This is a genomic window from Desulfoplanes sp. (assembly GCF_054921335.1).
The window spans coordinates 1-17,369 of the sequence record NZ_JBUDSQ010000060.1 but is presented as its reverse complement, the minus strand read 5'-3'; the positions used below and the strand labels follow the sequence as shown (position 1 = coordinate 17,369).

Annotated in this window: 13 protein-coding genes; 2 read left to right on the top strand and 11 right to left on the bottom strand. The window is 56.2% G+C overall.

Annotation, left to right across the window (positions count from 1 at the left end; all coding sequences use genetic code 11):
* From ACY692_RS11460 to ACY692_RS11445, 4 genes are all read right to left on the bottom strand, one after another.
* A partial coding sequence (locus ACY692_RS11460; RefSeq protein WP_462325501.1) for a PEP/pyruvate-binding domain-containing protein occupies positions 1-2,235 on the bottom strand: 2,235 nt, incomplete at its 3' end.
* 371 nt (positions 2,236-2,606) lie between these two features.
* Positions 2,607-6,293, bottom strand: a complete 3,687-nt coding sequence (locus ACY692_RS11455; RefSeq protein WP_462325500.1) for a pyruvate carboxylase — start codon at positions 6,291-6,293, stop codon at positions 2,607-2,609.
* Positions 6,294-6,352: 59 nt separating this feature from the next.
* The gene (locus ACY692_RS11450) at positions 6,353-7,192 is read right to left on the bottom strand and encodes a biotin--[acetyl-CoA-carboxylase] ligase (RefSeq protein ID WP_462325499.1); all 840 of its coding nucleotides are present in this window, start codon (positions 7,190-7,192) and stop codon (positions 6,353-6,355) included.
* A gap of 124 nt (positions 7,193-7,316) precedes the next feature.
* Positions 7,317-7,595, bottom strand: coding sequence for a hypothetical protein (locus ACY692_RS11445; protein WP_462325498.1), 279 nt, complete (start codon positions 7,593-7,595; stop codon positions 7,317-7,319).
* A gap of 62 nt (positions 7,596-7,657) precedes the next feature.
* Between ACY692_RS11445 and ACY692_RS11440 the strand changes: the two genes are divergently transcribed.
* Entirely contained in the window at positions 7,658-8,155 is a 498-nt protein-coding gene (locus ACY692_RS11440; RefSeq protein ID WP_462325497.1) for a PilZ domain-containing protein, read from the top strand.
* Between the two features lie 95 nt (positions 8,156-8,250).
* Here ACY692_RS11440 and ACY692_RS11435 read toward each other — a convergent pair whose 3' ends face one another.
* The 6 genes from ACY692_RS11435 to ACY692_RS11410 form a co-directional block, all read right to left on the bottom strand.
* The gene (locus ACY692_RS11435) at positions 8,251-10,395 is read right to left on the bottom strand and encodes a TonB-dependent receptor (RefSeq protein ID WP_462325496.1); all 2,145 of its coding nucleotides are present in this window, start codon (positions 10,393-10,395) and stop codon (positions 8,251-8,253) included.
* 144 nt (positions 10,396-10,539) lie between these two features.
* Complete coding sequence (locus ACY692_RS11430; RefSeq protein ID WP_462325495.1) at positions 10,540-11,622, bottom strand: FmdE family protein; 1,083 nt, start codon at positions 11,620-11,622, stop codon at positions 10,540-10,542.
* A gap of 180 nt (positions 11,623-11,802) precedes the next feature.
* Positions 11,803-12,471: an energy transducer TonB gene (locus ACY692_RS11425; protein ID WP_462325494.1), complete on the bottom strand. Its 669-nt coding sequence runs from the start codon at positions 12,469-12,471 to the stop codon at positions 11,803-11,805.
* Positions 12,472-12,474: 3 nt separating this feature from the next.
* Positions 12,475-12,885, bottom strand: coding sequence for an ExbD/TolR family protein (locus ACY692_RS11420; protein ID WP_462325493.1), 411 nt, complete (start codon positions 12,883-12,885; stop codon positions 12,475-12,477).
* Between the two features lie 6 nt (positions 12,886-12,891).
* Positions 12,892-13,497, bottom strand: a complete 606-nt coding sequence (locus ACY692_RS11415; protein WP_462325492.1) for a MotA/TolQ/ExbB proton channel family protein — start codon at positions 13,495-13,497, stop codon at positions 12,892-12,894.
* Between the two features lie 23 nt (positions 13,498-13,520).
* Positions 13,521-15,296 carry a hypothetical protein gene (locus ACY692_RS11410; RefSeq protein WP_462325491.1) on the bottom strand — a complete coding sequence of 592 codons (1,776 nt, stop codon included), beginning with the start codon at positions 15,294-15,296 and terminating at the stop codon, positions 13,521-13,523.
* 279 nt (positions 15,297-15,575) lie between these two features.
* On the opposite strand from ACY692_RS11410, the gene ACY692_RS11405 reads away from it, so the two are divergent.
* On the top strand, positions 15,576-15,941 hold the full coding sequence (locus ACY692_RS11405) for a CorA family divalent cation transporter (protein ID WP_462325490.1): 366 nt from the start codon (positions 15,576-15,578) through the stop codon (positions 15,939-15,941).
* Between the two features lie 18 nt (positions 15,942-15,959).
* Here ACY692_RS11405 and ACY692_RS11400 read toward each other — a convergent pair.
* On the bottom strand, positions 15,960-17,369 hold a 1,410-nt coding region (locus ACY692_RS11400; protein ID WP_462325489.1), incomplete at its 5' end, for a 3'-5' exonuclease.

The following is a 17,369-nucleotide window of genomic DNA, read 5'->3' as shown; positions in this document are numbered from 1 at the left end:
ACGCTGGGTGGCCATCTCCAGATGATCATCCATCTTCTTGTCCAATTCACGGATCTGACGATGGATGGCCAAAACCTCATCCGTCCCCTTGAGTCCGGAAGAGTTGGAGAGTTCTTCCATCTCTTGGGCCAGCCCGGTAACGATGCCCACATACTTCCTGAGCTTGAAATCGATGGACACCACGCCGGCATCGAGCTGTTCCTTGAGGACCTTGGTCAGATCCTTGTCCATTTCAGAAAGCTTCTTGTCCACGATGGCATTGAGAGAACCATTGTCATAGGCTTCAAGGGCCAAGGGGTGGACCCCGATATTCCCGAGCATGAATTCGGCCCGGAGCAGACCCACCTCGAAATCCGGGACATTACGCAACCGGGAAAGGAACAACGACTGCCCGACATCGGCCAGAATGAGACCGATCTTCGTCTTGGTTTCTGGGAGTTGACCGACATCGATGACCCCGCCGACCTCTTCCATGGGGATCAGTCCACGATACACGCATCCCCTGGAACCGTCGACGGTGACATCCTGGCCGTCCAGGGTCCGCAGGATTTCCAGGCGCTTGATCCCAATGACTGCGGGAATGCCCAATTCACGGGAGGTGATGGCCGCATGGCTCGTATCACCCCCGGCATCGGCCATGATCCCCGAAGCGATACGCATTCCGGGGACCATGTCGGGATCGGTCCGCTCGGCGGCCAGAATATCCCCCTTGTTCACTTTGTTCAGTTCCAGAGCGGAACGGAGGAATCTGACCGTGCCCTGTCCGGCTCCCCGGGAAGCTCCGTTCCCCTGGAGCACAACATCGGCGGTCTTGAGACCTCCAGGCTTGACCTCCATCCTGCGCATAAAAATTTTGTCGGGATCCTTTTCCAGCTCGGCATTCCAGCGGGTCTCTGGGCGGGCCTGGACAAACCAGAGACGGTCCCATTTATCGATGCAGAATTCGGAGTCCATGATCATTCCGTCATAGGCCGTGCTGATACTGCGGACCCCCTTGGCCACCATCTCGGCCTGGGCCAGGGAAAGGGACCAGCGGCAGGCCGTCTCTTGGGAGACGTCGACCACCTTGGTCCCGACACCGGAATCATCGTACACGATCTTTTTGTCCTTGCAGCCCATGGAACGGATCACCACTTCCTGCCCATCCTCTCGCTGGAAGACATAGAACTTGTCCGGGGTGACCATGCCGCTGACAACGGCCTCTCCGAGTCCATAGCTCGCATCAATGGACACCAAGTCCTTGCGGTCGGTCCCCCGGCAACCGGTCGCGGTGTCCGCGCTGAATGCGGTACCCGAGATAACCGGGTTGATCATGCGCATGATACAGACGGAGAGGGACGTGTTTTCAATGGACCATTCCTGCTTGGCCTGGACGGCAATGGAATCGTCACCGGTCTCCTCTGCCTTGGCCACGGCGTCCAGAATGGATTCGCGGCGGTAGGTCATACTACGCAGGTTGTAGGCGGAGGCACAGTCCCAATGATAGGCTTCGGCAACATTGGCGTCTCCGACAATATTCAAATAGGTATCCTGCAATCCGGCAAAGGCCTTGTTCCGGCTATCTTCACCAGCGGCGGAAGATCTCACAGCCACGGGAACACTTTCCAGTCCGGCCTCTTTGCAGATGTTCCGATAGGCCAAACGGACCGCCTCATCCACCTCTTTGGGAAGATCGACGGACAGGATGGCCACCTGAACGAGGACGGAACGCTTCCGTAACTGATCGATCCCTTCGGGGGATGTGGCAAATCCCTCGACAACATTGTTCACAAAGGTGCGCAACCGTGTGGAACCATCATCGTTGCCTGACTGTTCCTTGAGTTTCTTGGCCACCTTGCGGACAAATTTTTGAAGAAAATCCGGATCGTTATTGATTTCCTGATCCGCCCAATCGATATGGTCGAACTCCTTGTCGACAATGGCCCTCACGGCCGCAGCATTGACCTTGGTCTGGTCGAGGACGACGTGGAAAACCTTGGAGGAAATGGCCCTGAACTGGGGAGCACGGATATTCTCTATGGTGCTGATAATGGCCGTGTTGTAATTCTTTCCGCCCACCAGGAGTTCTGCGTCCGGACCGATGGTGACGATATCATGCCCGTTCAGGACAAATTGTTCTTGTATCTTTGCTATGTTGGCTTTTGATCGTACTTTTTTTGAGCCCTTCTTTGTAGCCCCGGAATCCATTTCCCGAGCCGCTGAATTCTCGGAAACCTTTTCCTGAGTCTTTGCCATCTTTTTTCCTCCTAAAGAGTCGAAACCATCTCCAGACGCCGCATCCGTATAGACGGGGCATATCAATAACAAAAGTAACACAACCTAGTCATTTTTTTGAGCTTCAGTCAATACAATCTTACATCGCCCTACCCGCTCCATCTCTTGTCTATCCTCTAGCCGGATGCAAAAATACATCCAGAGCATCTAAAACCGCTGGCCCGTACAAATAAATAAATATATCAATGCAATAACGTTAAAAAACAAAAAATACGGCGTCAAGCAGGGGGAGATAAACATCCCGTTTTGTCATGCACGGCGGGGTAGATTCCACAAAAAGTATAGAGGCCGGAAGGAAAAATCACTTCCGGCCGCCGGTATTGGGCTTATGGTTAGAGCTTCTGCCCACAGTGGGCACAGAACCGATCCTCCTCGTGGAGGGTCGGGTGCTTGCACGTCGGACACCGCTTGGGGATAGGCATCAATTCGACCAAGAGTTCGCCCTCATGCACGGGAACCATCTTTCTGTCTTCCTGGTAATCGGCGACCTTGAGGACCCTTTTGACCATCGCGGCCACCTGGGAGAACACCGCTTTTTCCTGTTTCATGATTGAAATATTGAAAAGTTCTTCACCCGCTTTGACGATATCCCCGGGCTGGACCTGCATGACCCAGAGATCCCCGCTACTCGGTGAACCCACATGGTAGGGGGTATTCTTGTCGGCCACTTCGAACCCTTCTTCCTCGACCCCGGTCGCCTCGCTGACCTTGACCTGATGCGAGAAGAATTCCGAATCAAGTGCGTAGCGGACCACGCAGATGCCCCGCGCATCGGGCTCGGCAACATCGAGAAGGGTTAAAAGATGGTGCTTGCCCTGGGAGTCACGGAAATAGAGTTCCCGTCCCGTATCCATCCCCTCGAACCAGACATCCAATGGAAGGAGGTTGGCGTCCCCGAACTCACGGACAAAATCAAATGTCTTCAGTGCGTCCCCTGGATGGTTCAGATACAGGACAAGTTCTTCCTCGCTTGGATCCCTTTCCAGATGTTCCGCCAAGGCCCTTCTTTCGGCCCCTACATCCATATCGGGAAGGGTGGTCAGGGGGGAATTTTCCGTCCGCTCCATCAGGGCCTGCTCAAAATCATCCCCAAAGGCACTCTCGTAAACCCACCGATCAGGAAATCCAAGCGGCAGCCGTCCGAACTTGCCAAGCAGAAGATGCCGGAAGGCGTCATTGCAATTCTTGTAGATATCCAGGCGTCGGCGCTTGTTGTCCTCACTCAGGGAAGATTCCGGCGTTTTGACCACCGTATCGAGCACACTCAACAATCTGCGGACGGACTTCTTTCCTCCGTTCTTGAAGGCACCGGTCACGGCAAGAAAAGCGGTGTTCCAGGTGATCTGGGAACCAGGTGTCACATCGTGGTACCGGACAATCTGCCTGGTGCCCTCGAGAAACTTGAGCATGTAGGGAAGCAGATGGATATATCCCTGCTTCATGGCCCCTTCCTGCGAAGAAGAAGTCGCCCCGCCGGGCATACCGTGTTTGACCACATCGTAATCGATGCCTTGAAAATACGGGGCCGTGTATTTGTCGTAATATGGCATGACCTGCTTGAGCACGAACCCACATGAACGGATCATCTCCTTGTTCAGATTCGTCCGTAGCCCCAGCTCATCTTCAATATAGGCGGCCGTGGACAGAACCTCTCCCTGCCCGTACCAACGGACGGATGCCCCAATAGCCGTATCCACTATATGGGCGCCGGCCTTGGCCGCCGCTCCAACAGCAGGAACAAAAAGTCCATCCGTGTAATGACGATGGTAGTGCACGACCATGTCCGGCCAGGACTTACGGATGGCGGACACGAGTTCACTGATGAAGCGCGGGGGACAGACCCCGGCCATGTCCTTGAGTCCGAGAATGATCCGTTTCTGGGCCTTTGCCGTGGACAGGCCGCTCACCTCAGCGGTCATGCGTAGGATCTCCTCGACCACCCCGAGATAATGGGGAACATCGAACCCCCTGGCCCAGGAAAGAGAAATGGCCGGTTCAAAGATATTTTTGGCGGACCCGAGAACCACCTCGGCAAAAGGCCGCATGTTTTCGATATGGTTCAAAAAATCGAAACAGCGGATCACGTCGTAGTGCTCACATATCATCTCACCGGTACGGCGCATGAGATTCTTGGGCTGGGGCTTGTATCCCAGAACATTGGTCGAGCGGATAAGGATCTGTTTGAGGGTCTTGGGGGCGAACTGGTTCCACTCTTCGGCCTCGGAAAAGGGATAGGTCATGTTGGCCAGCATGGCCACATGGAAATGGGCCCCTCCTCCGTTTTCCAGCGAGAAAAACCCACAATTGTCGAGGTACGGCCCCACAAGGCGGTCCTCGGCAAGCCGGAACCGGTTGCCGCTGTTGGACTGGGTTATATCCCTGGTCGTGGTGTCCGTAAAATGAATGTATCCGGAATCACGAACAAAATCTAAAACGGCATCACGGTCTCCGCGTGGATAGGGGGAGACATGATACTCGGTCTCAATGCGTGGCAATACAGGGCTAAAACTGCCCAAACACTTGTCCCCCTTGTACCGGTACTCTCCCAGCTTAACATAGGGGTTGTATCCCTTGGCGGTAATCTCGGCCACCAACCGCGAAATCCGCAGGGCTTCGGGTTCCTCATAATGATAACTCATGAGTTCGGGGGTATTGGCCACAAAATTGGTATCAAATTCCCCACGGACAAACCCCGGATGGTGGATGATCCGCGAATGGAACGGAATGGTCGTCTTGATCCCCCCGATGATATATTCGGTCAGGGCACGGTCCATGACCCCGAGGACCTTGGGCCAAGTCTTGCCATAGGCTATCAGCAAGGATGCAGCGGAATCGTACTGGGATGGAAATTCATATCCCCCCGAAATACATGAATCTACACGGACTCCTTGACCACCGGGGGATAGATAGCGGGTGATCGTCCCGACATTGGGCGAAAAATTTTTCTGCGGGTCTTCGCAATTGATCCGGACCTGCATGACCGAGTTGGAAGGAAGCGTATCCTGGTCATTGAGGCGCAGCTCCGCCCCAAAGGCCACAGCGATCTGCTCCTCGACGAGATCGATACCGTAACGGCACTCGGTGATCCCATGCTCCACCTGCAACCGGGTATTGGCCTCGATGAGATAGGGATTGAGATCCTGGTCGACCAGGAATTCGACCGTGGCAAGGGAATGGTAGCCCACCTCCTTGACCAGCTTGATCGCGTAGGACTTGAGCCGGGCCCGTAAATCTTCGGTCATCCGCGGCCAGGGAGAGGGGGTTATCTCCACAAGCTTTTGGTGGTTGCGCTGTATCGTGCAGTCGCGTTCATCAAAGGCAAAAACATTCCCATGTTTGTCCGCTATGACCTGGATCTCGATGTGCCGGATGGAGGTCAAGAGCCGTTCGACGTATAACCTGGGATTGCCAAAGGATGCCTGAGCCAGGGCCGAGGCCTTGGCAAACGCGTCTTCAAGCTGATCTTCACGGAAAACCTCATAGATCCCCCGGCCACCACCACCGCCCTCGGCCTTGAGCATGACCGGGAACCCCATCCCCTGGGCCAGTTCCCGGGCTTCAACCATACTCACAGCCCCTTCGGAGCCGGGTACAACGGGAATGCCGAGTTTCTGGGCCAACCGGCGGACCTCCACCTTGTTGCCCAGCAGCCGCATGGCGTCCCTGGAAGGTCCGATAAAAACGATGCCCGCATCCGCACATTTCTGGGGAAAACTATCGTCTTCCGAGGCAAACCCCCATCCCGGATGGATGGCCACGATCTTTCTGGCCTTGGCCTTGGCGATGATCAGATCCACATCGAGGTAGGCCCTTGGATTCTCCCCCAACAACAAGAGCTCCTGGGCGCAGGAGGTAAATGGGGCGGTCTTGTCGACATCCGTGGCGGTCATGATAGGAACCGCACCAAACACCTCGCGGATGGAACGAACGATCCGGCGGGCAGGGATGCCTCTATTGGCTACGAGGATTTTCTTGCCGTTGAGATGGGCCGCAACGTGTTCAAAATTATTTTTTGTCATTGATATATCGGCTCCGTTTCCTGGTTGTGGTGTCCACACGGTCCCATTGCTTAGACCTATCATATGGAAAGAGTGTCATGGTCATCCAGGGGCAAAATATTCCCCGAATAAAGCACGTTTTTCTGTCCCCGGGTTACAAGGACAAGTCCTCCGTCGTCCTGTACTCCGGTCAGCAGAGCGCGGTAACGACTATCTCCGGTCACGACCTGGACATGTTGGTGCATGAAGGCCAAAAGGGGATCGAGCAATGAAACAAATCCGGCGGGAGTGTACGAGGAAAGTGTTTTTTCGTACCAGAAACGCCCCCGGGAGACAAGCTGCGCCCAGAGGGACAGGTGGTCGGAATCCTCGATACGGGACGAAAGCGTACCGGCGACAATGGACGTTTCGCGACGCATCCTTGCCGGGTCCGGTGCCCATACAAGGTTCAATCCTATTCCGACAACAAGAACACCGCTCCGTTCCTCGACGAGAATTCCACCTATCTTGCGACCGTCCAGGAGCAGATCGTTGGGCCATTTGATGCGCAAAAAAATCCCCTGACGGGCAAAAAAATCATGCACCAATACCCCCGCCACGAGCGGAACAAGCATACCCCACGTGTCCGGGGGAAGGGGCCATCTCCATGCCGCATAGATATTCCCCTCCGGAGATATCCATTCCCGGCGCATCTGTCCCCGTCCTGACCACTGGGAGCTGGCGAGCAAAGAATCCCATACGCCGAAACCTCCGGCCCGCGACAGTTCCCAGGCCACGTCCATACTCGAAGAACAGGGGCCAAAGACATGGAGGGCCGCCCCCGATCCGGTATCCCATTTCGACCGAAATTCCTCGAGCCCCTTGCCTGCATAGGGCTCGGCAATGTCCTTCAAAGACCTTTCTTGGACAATGATACGCATCTTTCTCTCATCATGGATGGACAAAACAATACCCGGACGGATTTCCGTTTGGGCATAGTCCCAAACGGACCATCATGCCATCCATTTTCCGCAAAAGGACCGGATCGGCCCATGAACAGCCCGATCAATCGTTATCCGCTATCACAGCATCCACACCAAAGGATAGCAGAGTTTTGCCGCTGTTCCCTGTCGCTGGATACCCGGGGGTGGACCACGGTCTTGCTCCCAAAGCGCGAAGGTTTGACAACCCCTCCCAGGTTCCTTGTTTACCGGACAACCAGGGGAAAAAACACCCTTTTTCGTCTTTAATTACCGGAACAATGTAAACAAAAATCAAAAAAATATGTAAAATCAAAATATTACATAATGGCATATTTTTTCCTTGGAGGATGTAATGATCCAATCAAAAATCTGCGCCAAGATCTTCCCGACCAACACACAAGGACCTTCTTCGACAAGGATCTCATGCGGAAAACATCGAAAATATGTTTCAGAACAAGCGACGGGACCAAAAAAACGCTTATACACATGGCCAAGGACCGAAAAATAACCTTGTCAGCCCTGATCGAAACCATTTTATCGGGCCACCTGCGTAAAAAAGACAAACTATCCAGTGAGCGGAGAAAGTACCCACGTAAAGAAGAAAAAATTCCCATCGTTATCCATGGTGAGAACAAGAGCAATTATTATTACCATTCCGGAGAAATCCAGGATATTTCTCTGGGAGGTATCCGCATCCGTATCCCCAAAAATTGCAAATGCAGGATCCACCCAGAGGATAAGGACAACCTTTTTGAGGTCCTGTTCAAAGTTTATCAATCCGAGGAACCCATCATTATCAAATGCGCATCCCACCGGTTCGAATCCAAACCCGACGGGACCATCATCGGGGCTTCTTTCCAGGAGGCCGAACTCCCCAGTTACCAACGGCTGCAGACCCATATGCTATCCAAGGGAACCTGATCGCTGCCCCATGCAAACAAAACAGCCCGCAAGGACCGAGAACTACGTCCTGACGGGCTGTATGGTCCTGTGATACCCACCTTGTCAAAAAAAAATCAAAAACCAAGAGAAAAGGCAACGCCGACGGTCCTGTCCGTTGCCGGATACCCGTCGATGTTCACATAGCTCTCGTTGAACACGTTGGTGGCATACAGCTTGAGTTTGGCATCCTTCAAACCGTGATATTCTTTAAAAAGAGTCTGTTCCACGGCGCAATCCACCAGATGGTGGGGGTCCACTGTCGTCTCCGTGAAGGTCCAGTGGTCGCTTCCCGCCGGTGTCTCCTTACCGGTCCGAACGACTTCCTTATCCTGGAAAGCATAATCAAGCAGCAACATGGTCCCCTGGAACACTTCATACGTCACCCCGGCGTTGAAACGATTCTTGGCCCTGCCATCCAGAGCCGTCTCCCCGGCGGGTTCATCGCCCCTGTTTTCGAAATCCACATAGGCATAGGCGAGATAGAAGGACAGGGGATCGCAGAGATGCCCGCGCAGACTCACTTCGACGCCCTTGCGCCAGACCTTGTCCATGTTGATCATCCAGTCCTTGTATTCCTGGCCCGGAGACACCGGATGTGTCACGCTGGGGCTGTACTTGGCGTATTTTGAATTGTAGGCGAGAAAATCCCGGATCTCGTAAAAGGAACCGTCCACCTTGAACTGGATATCCCCACAGAGCCTGCGCTGGAGCACCAGATCGTAGCCCGTGCCGTGTTCCGGATCGATCCAGGCTCCTGACGGCCTGCCCTGGGGATTGAGCTCCCCATGATAATCCGGGGCCCGCCATATCCGGCTCACACCGAGGGCCAGGCTGGTATCCCGCATACAGGGGGCCAGGTTATCCATCTTCCAGGTCAGATAGGACTTGGGGATCAGCTGGTCCCAATCCCGTTCGATCCACTGGTCTCTGCCGGTGATGTAATAGGTGCCCCTGCTCGAATAGTTGTTCACCCAGGCCTTCAGGGTTTCGTAGCGCAACCCGAGGCGAAGGTTGAGACTCTCAGTGATGTCCCAGTCGTACTGCCCGAAGGCGGCCCAGGTCTGGATCCGTCTGTGATCGTCATAGGCGTGTTTCCAGCCGGCACACCGTCCGTATCCGTCGTAGAGTTCGGCCATCTCACCACCCAGAGTCAGTCCATGGCCGGGGGCCACCTCGAGGGTATCCGAAATCTTGGCCGTCCACTGCCGCCATTTGGTTTCCCAGGAACCATCCGTGCCGTCCAGATTGTCGTACTGCCGGTCGGTATTCTCCTCGCTGTACATGGCCGCGAGTTTCCAGGTTCCCCAGGGGCTTGGTTGCGCAAGGTTCAGATTGACGGACTCAGCGATCTTACTCGTTGTGGGATCCTGGGAATCAACGAATTCCGAAGCGTCCTCAACCGTTGGATACCCCGAATCATAGTCGGAAGCGGGGTCATCCGGATCATTGTTCACCGGGAGCCGGCGATCGGCGTCGGAGTAGGCCCCGCTCAGGGTGAGGTACCCTCCGTTGTCCTGAACGTATCCGCCCCTGCCGTACACCGTGGAGATATCCGCCCTGCTGTTTCTCAGATAGCCATCCGTACCGTATTTCTGGACACCCGCGTCATAGATAAGGCCTTTGATACCGCCATGCACATCCAGATTATGATTCTGTGTATTGTAGGAACGGTACGAGGTCGAAAGATTGACATCGGGTTTGGGCGTCTCGAACCGTTTGGGGCTTCGTGTCTTCAGATTCAAGACACCGCCGATGCTCTTGGAGGGATAGAGGGCCGAGTGGGGGCCGGGCATGACCTCCACCTCCTCGATCATCCAGGTCGGGAGCAGCGCATAATCCACGATATGGCTCGACTTGCGCCCTCCGCTCTGTCGCAGGGTCAACCCGTCGATGGAGGTCACGAACCGCCTGCTGCTGAAACCGCGCATATAGATGGTATCGTCGCCGGGAACCAGGTCGCTCGCCCCGCGGAAATCAAAAATGGGCAGATCCCTGACCAGATCCGTGATGTTCTGGGGAATTCCGGGCTGGTCATACGCATCGACCCGGATGACTTCCATATCCGGAGTGGCGAGCACCTCGGGCACACCCCCCCTTTCCATAACCTGGACCGTGCCCAGATCGACCACCTCGCTGGTGGCGTTCTCCTGTGCACCGACCGGAAGTACCCACAGAACAGCAAGAAAACAGCAGACAATGAGCCGGACAAAACAACGCATGGCAGAAACCTCCTTCAGGGTTGCCTTGAAGAGGGAGGCATTGACCATGTCTCGTCACGTCTTTACTACATGGACAAGCCTCCCGTTGAGGGGGCTGACCGGTGGGATCGAAAGTTTGCAGACCGTCATCCCACCGGTCTTTTTTTATTTTTCCATTGGAACGAGCCGCTTGAGCAATGCGCTGTCCGGACGCACGAGGTCCTTGGGAGAGGTCCCCTTGGGCAGCGCCACCTGTCCGAGTTCCTCCACAAAGGATTCGGGTTCGTCCAGGTGGTCCAGAAACCAGAGATCCGCATAGAGCTTGTCCAGAACAGGGTATCCGAACACCCGGTCCTCATACCGCTTTCTGGCCGCGTCAAAGTCGAACCCCAGCAACCGCCCCGTCCAGATCCCCTCTTCGTCCGGGGTAAAGGCCACGGTGCAGGTCCGGTTCAGGGGCGCGGGCCAGTTCCCGGCCTCTTTTCTGTCCCCGTAGACAACGGCGTAGGCGCGTTTTCCCGGCGTGGCGTTGAGCAGGGTCGTCAATGCGTCTTCCTTGCACCAGGGAACCAGGGAGAGAACAAAAAGTTTTTGATCCTGCCTGGTGAGAATCTGCTGGGAGATATACTGAGCGAGCAGGACCCCCGAGGTGATGCCCGGACAAAAATGGTCATGCACGCGCATGGCCTGCAGGGCATGATCCGGACAATTTCGGGCAGCAGCATTGGCAACCGTGACGATACGGAAAAGATTCTTGCCGAAAAGCCCTTTTTTGCCCCTGGCCGTGAACTCCTCGGGATGTGCGAAGATATGATCGCCATCGATGCGGGCCTGCTGACGAACACTCCATAGAGACGTGTTCGCCCTGTCCGAAAAAACATCCCCTTCAGCCTGCAGATAGACGCACTCTCCGGACTGCGGGGAAAAGAACGCGAACCAGAGAGGACTGTCGTTTCGCGCCTGCAGGGCGATCAGGGTCGAACTGCCCACGCTGGCACTGGTGGTCCGGGCGAGTCCGTCCAGGCATCCCTGGGTGGATCGTCCAAACGGCCTTGCATAGCCCGCATTGGATAGGACAATGACCCGGCCGGTTTGCAGATCCTGGCCGAGCATCCCGGCCGCCTCCTGGGCGGCACGTTCTCCCAGAAGAACCGCTCTCGCGTACCCCGGAGCGGTTGCCGAGGCGGGAGCGACCATCACGAAAAAAAGAAGTGCACATAAGGGAACCAGACAACACGATGTTTTCACAAAATCATCTCCTTGATAGAGGGTTGAAACGGACCCGACCTGCGATCCGTGCGTTGCTATACCGAAGACCGTCGCCATTGCTTCGGGCTTCGAGGATAGCCAAACATGATCTGACGAATCGGACAGCAGAGAATGCCGTATCATCCGTCGCCATGACCGGATTTTTCAGCTGATCAGAAATCAGGTGAGCTCGAAACAGATTTCTATCTGCAGGGTCAGGGGGTAGGCGAAGAGATCCGCCGGGGCCATGGGAAAGGGCGCCGCCATGGTCACGGCACGCAGGGCGGCCCGGTCCAGGGAGGCGGTTCCGCTTCCACGGACCAGACTCTGCTCCCGGATGGATCCGTCTTCTTCAATGGTGAAACGCACCACCACGCGCCCCTGTTTGCCCCGGGAACGCGCCGCATCCGGATAGATTTTCCGGGACTCGATGCGCATCCGAAGGAGTTCCTGATAGTCGCTTCTGGTCATGAACCCGGCTGCGGCTGCCGATGCGCTCACGGCCAGGTCCCCGGCGGATTGCAGCGGGACGAGTTCCCCCATCTCGCCCGGGGTTTCCAGACGGGGAACCGCGAGGTCGACCTGTTCGACAGGGGCGCTCGAAGCGATCTGACGCGGAACAGAAGCCGGAACCACGGCCTCCACGTTGGCGGGTCGGATTCTTTCGGGTCGGTGTCGGGGACGGGGGATATTTCGCGTGTTCCGCAGGGGGGCGGGTTCCATGTCCAGTTCGATGGCCTCGAGGGTCCGGGGACCCGGATCAGGCGCGAGCATGACCGTCAGGGCGAGAACCCCTGAAAAGACAAGCAGAAGAACATCCAGCAGCACGTTGCCTTGGTCGGATCTCACAACTCACTCCCCGCTTTTTTCCGTGGCCAGACACAGGGACTCGGCTCCGGCCGCCTTGAGCACGTCCATGACATGCACGGCCCGGTTCAGAACAAGATTCCGGTCGGCACGCACAACGACCCGCTTGTCCCTTCGATGTTCCAGACGTTCCCGCACGGACCTGAACAGATCGGCCTCGGGAATTTCCCGGTCGCCTATCCACACCCGGGCATCCCGATCGATAAAGACCACCAGATCCCTGCGCACCTGGGGTGCCGAGGCCTTCGCCTGGGGCAGGCGGACCTTGATCCCCTCATCGACCATGAAATTGGTGGTGAGCATGAAATAAATGAGCAGCATGAACACGATGTCGATGAGCGAGGTCAGCGGGGGCTGCATCCGATAGGGTTCTTTTCTGTGAAAATGTACGATCATGGGATCTTACCTCGAACTCAGGGATTTGAGAAAGGCGATCGCGCCCCGTTGCAGCCGGGCTCCGTACCTGTCGACCCTCGCCAGCAGATAGCTGTGGGCCAGCATGGTCGGCAGGGCCACGCCGAGCCCCAGGGCCGTGGTCAGCATGGCCTCCCATATCCCCCCGGCCAGGACCGAGGCGTTCACCTTGCCCCCCATCTCCTGGATGACCATGAAGGCCTTGATCAGCCCGATGACCGTTCCCAGCAGCCCGAGAAGCGGGGCGATGTTGCCGATGGTCGCCATGAGCTGACTGTAGGCGGAGAGCTTGCGCACCTCCTCGTCCGTGGAACTGACCAGAACCGATTCCAGCATCTCCCGGTCCAGGTCCCTGGCATCGATGGCCCGCAACAGCACCGCGCCCATGGGTGAACGGCTTGCCTCCGCCGAAGCCCGCGCCTTGTCCGTCTCCCCCTGCTTGAGAAGTCCGGCCACCGTATCCGCCAGACCGCTGCCCCGGCTGCGCAGCAGGGCAAATCGGATCATGCGTTCCGTAAAAATGGCGGCCACCACGACCAGACACCCCAGAATCGGATACACCAGCACACCGCCCCTGCTCAAAAACTCGAACATCCTGTTCCTCCCGCTGTGTATGATTATTTTTGTTCGACATCCTGAATGGATGCGGTCTGATTGCTCGTTTCCCTGACCAGATCAGGCGTTCCATCATGATCCAGATCCTCTTTTCTGCATATGAGGGCCTCGGAACTGTCGAAATATTCCCAGATATCGGTCTTTCCGTCCCCGTTACTGTCTTCTTCGACCCGTACGAGCAGGCCGTTTTCGTACACGAAGGTCTCTTCAGTCTTCCCATCCCTGTCCTGATCGCGTTCAGCCCGCAAAGGCTCTCCCCCCTTCCCGTACACCCAGGTCAGATGGCCGCCTCCGGGTTCCAGTTCACGGCTTTTCATCAACGCCCCTTCAGGATTGAACCATTCCACGTATTCCGCTTCGCCCTGGGCGGAAAGCTGCTCCTTTTTTCGCAAGGCTCCTTCCTGGTAATACAGTCGGGCCACCAGCGGAGTTCCCTTGCCCGCATCGCGCTCCAGAACCATGTCCCATCCTTCGCGGTCATAGTACTGAACGGTTTCGAAGTACCCATCCCCGTCCGTATCGTGACGAAGCCGGCTTCTGGCCCCGTTGACGAACAATGCCTCGGTATCGATGCGGCCGTTCCCGGTTGTATCCCGGCGGATCCGCTGGAGAACATCGTTCGTGTACTCCTGCCAGGTATCCATGCGACCGTTCCCGCTCTGATCCATGGTCAGGGATATTTTACGACCCTGACCATCGTAGCGGACCACCTCCTCCGGCCTGCCATCCCTGTCGGTATCGCGTTCCATGCACACCGGCTGTTCCTTCTCGAATCGGGTGGTGGTCTCGAAAAAACCGTCACCCTCCTGGTCCGCCCGCTGCATGGACACGTAGCCTTTGACGAACAACGAGATCCTGTCCGGCTTTCCGCTGTGGTTCGTATCCTTTCTGATCCGCACGGGGCGCCCTTTGTCGTCCAGCTCGATCCATTCATCCATGCGACCGTTGTCGTTCGTATCCCGCTCGCGTAAGACCGGATATCCGTTGGAGAAATGCAGAATCTCGAACGGCAGCGTGGCGTTTTCGGCAAACCGTTCCATCCGCTCGGGCTGACCCTTGGAAAAATCCAGACGCTCGCAGACCGGCCCGTCGGGCCCGATGATCTTCACCTGCGTTGCAATCTCTCCGCCGACATAGGTCCTGACGGTCTCCCGGAACCGATCCCTGTCCAGATCGTGCATACTTTGCACGGGCATGGACGAGGCATCAAAGGTGATCACGCTTTCGGCAAACCCGTCCTGGTTCGTGTCCTGCAATCGCCTTTTGAGAGTGCCATCGACGAACTCCTGGCGCACCTCCATGAGGCCGTTACCATCTTCGTCTTTTTCACACACATCGAGCTTTCCGCGGACATAGGTGCAAACAGTCTCCAGATGGCCGCTCCCATCCGTGTCGCGAAGGGTCTTTGCCACCTCTCCCTGCGTGGTGAACAGGACGATGCGGACAAGCTCGCCGCCGGGCGCGATGACCTCCTGCCTTTGGCGCGTGGCATTGGCATAATAATCCGTGTGTTCCCAGAATCCGTCCCCATCGAGGTCCTGCTCCACCCTCTCCAGGGTCCGGTCCGCATACCATTGACGCCGTTCCATCCGCCCGTCCCCGTCACCATCCACTGTCAGAGACACAAGCGCACCATGTTCGTCAAAACGGGCCACCCGGTCCACACGGCCGTCATTGTCCGTATCCTTTGCAACGTCCCTGGCCAGGGCCGGACCCGCCGAGGCCGCGACCAGGATGAACAAGAGGATGCCTGACACAAAATAAAAACGAGTATCCATTCAATCACCTTTTTTCACAAATTTGCTGCGTTTGGTATTACTTTTATTTTTTTGAGTCAATAAAATAATACGTTTTTTCATTTCGTGTTCATTCACAATCCTGCCTTCAAACGATGCGCATGACTGTGTCTCTGATCGCTTGTGCCACCCGGACAAAAAAAATCCGCATTCAATGAATGCGGAACAAAGGAATGCGGAACATGGGAAAAGACGAACAAGCGGCTTTTCTTTGCACCCGATTCACGGTATCCGAAGCATTGGTTTAAAAATCCATCATCCGTGCGGAGACAAGCCCGCACCCTGTTCGCTTCGGAGGTGATACGTGGCCAGATTTCTCAAGAAACGGATCTCGTGGACATGGCCGAACAGACCGTGGATGCGGTGGATAGCTACCGGGAAATGCTCAACGATCACTTGAACTATTACAACATGGTCATGAACAACCGGCTCGCCGAAACCATGAAATTTTTGACCATGTTCGCGACCATTTTCATCCCCCTCTCCTTTCTCGCGGGGGTCTACGGAATGAATTTCGAGATCATGCCGGAACTGCACTTCAAATACGGGTACTATCTCATTTTGGGGATCATGGCCTGCGTGGCGATTTCCCTGCTTGCCTACTTCAAGAAGAAGAACTGGCTGTAGGCTTACGCGTTTTCGGGTTCAAAAGGCGTGATCGCCCGGTTTGGGGTCATTCTGCCGGTACAGAATGACCTGAAACAGGGGCACGTGCCAATAAGGATGGTGCTCGGCATCCACCCGGGCTTCTGCGAGATCGAATTCCGAAGGTGTCCGTCGTATCTGGGCCAGGAGCACTATCCTCTCGACACCATAGTCATTGTCCAGATACCCCGACAATCTTCGAGCGCCCTTGCTCGACAAGAGGGCCACGGGGATGCCGTTCGCCGTGATTCGAAACCGTTGCCCGCAGGATTCATAATCGTATCGAAAGGTGCTTTCCCCGCGTCCCATTCGGTCGATCGTCTCCATTGTTCGGGGATGTCCGTTCCTATACGCCGGAAAGGAGAGCACCATATCATCGGGCTCCATTTCCCAGAGTCGGCCGGTACAGAGTCGGCCTTCCACGGCATTGAGGGGCGGGCTCATCTTGCTCAGCGTCACGTGCTCTGCCCTGTTCCCGAAAATCTCCCGGATAAAACAATGCGGCTTGGGACCATGAAAACATTCCAACCGGTCTCTTGCCCTGGTCATGGCCACATAATAGAGTCGTCGCTCCTCTTCCAGGGGCACCCCTGGAAAGGGATGACCCATGAGCAGAACAACGGGAAACTCCATACCCTTGGCCGAATGCATGGTAGCGATCCGGATGCCCTGCCCCTTCTCCAGGCTGAACCGCCCGAAATCCCGGGAAAGATCAAAGACCATGTCCACAAAAACCTGCACGGGCTGCTTGAGTTTGCCGCATTCCCGTTCGTAATCATCGGCCATGGCCTCGAGGTAGGAAAGCCAGATCCGGTGAGAGGGAGGCACATCGCTTTCGCGAACAAGGGTCGTGACCAATTCCCGGACTTCATGTCCGGAACAGGTGTTTCTGCCGCATCGAACAAGGATATCCAGAATTTCACGCACCTCGCGGATCTGGGTGAAGGGAAGTCCCCTGCGCCGGATGACCTGCACCGTCTGCCCCATCTGCCGGGCCAGACGCATCAGGGTGAAGACCTCCTGGTTGGTCCGGCACAGGATGCAGATCTCTTCGGGATCATACCCGTTCGCTCCGATGAGCTCTCCCGCCCTGAGAAGTACGGCCTTGGGCAAGGCCTCGGACGAGGACACGCTCACAATGTTCACGGAATTCTGGCCCTCGCCCCGAACCGACTCGCCGGGCGGTGAATCCATACGATCACGGTTGTTGGCAATCAGCCGGTCGGCAGCCCGGATGACCGGCGCAAGGGAGCGGTAGTTGCGGTTCATGTACACGATGGCCGCCTTGTAATCCCTCTCGAACATGCGGATGAACCGGACATTGGACCCCTGGAAGGCATAGATGTTCTGGTCCGCATCCCCCACGGCCATGAGGGTCGGGCGCTTGCCCTGCTCCTCTTCGTTACGCCC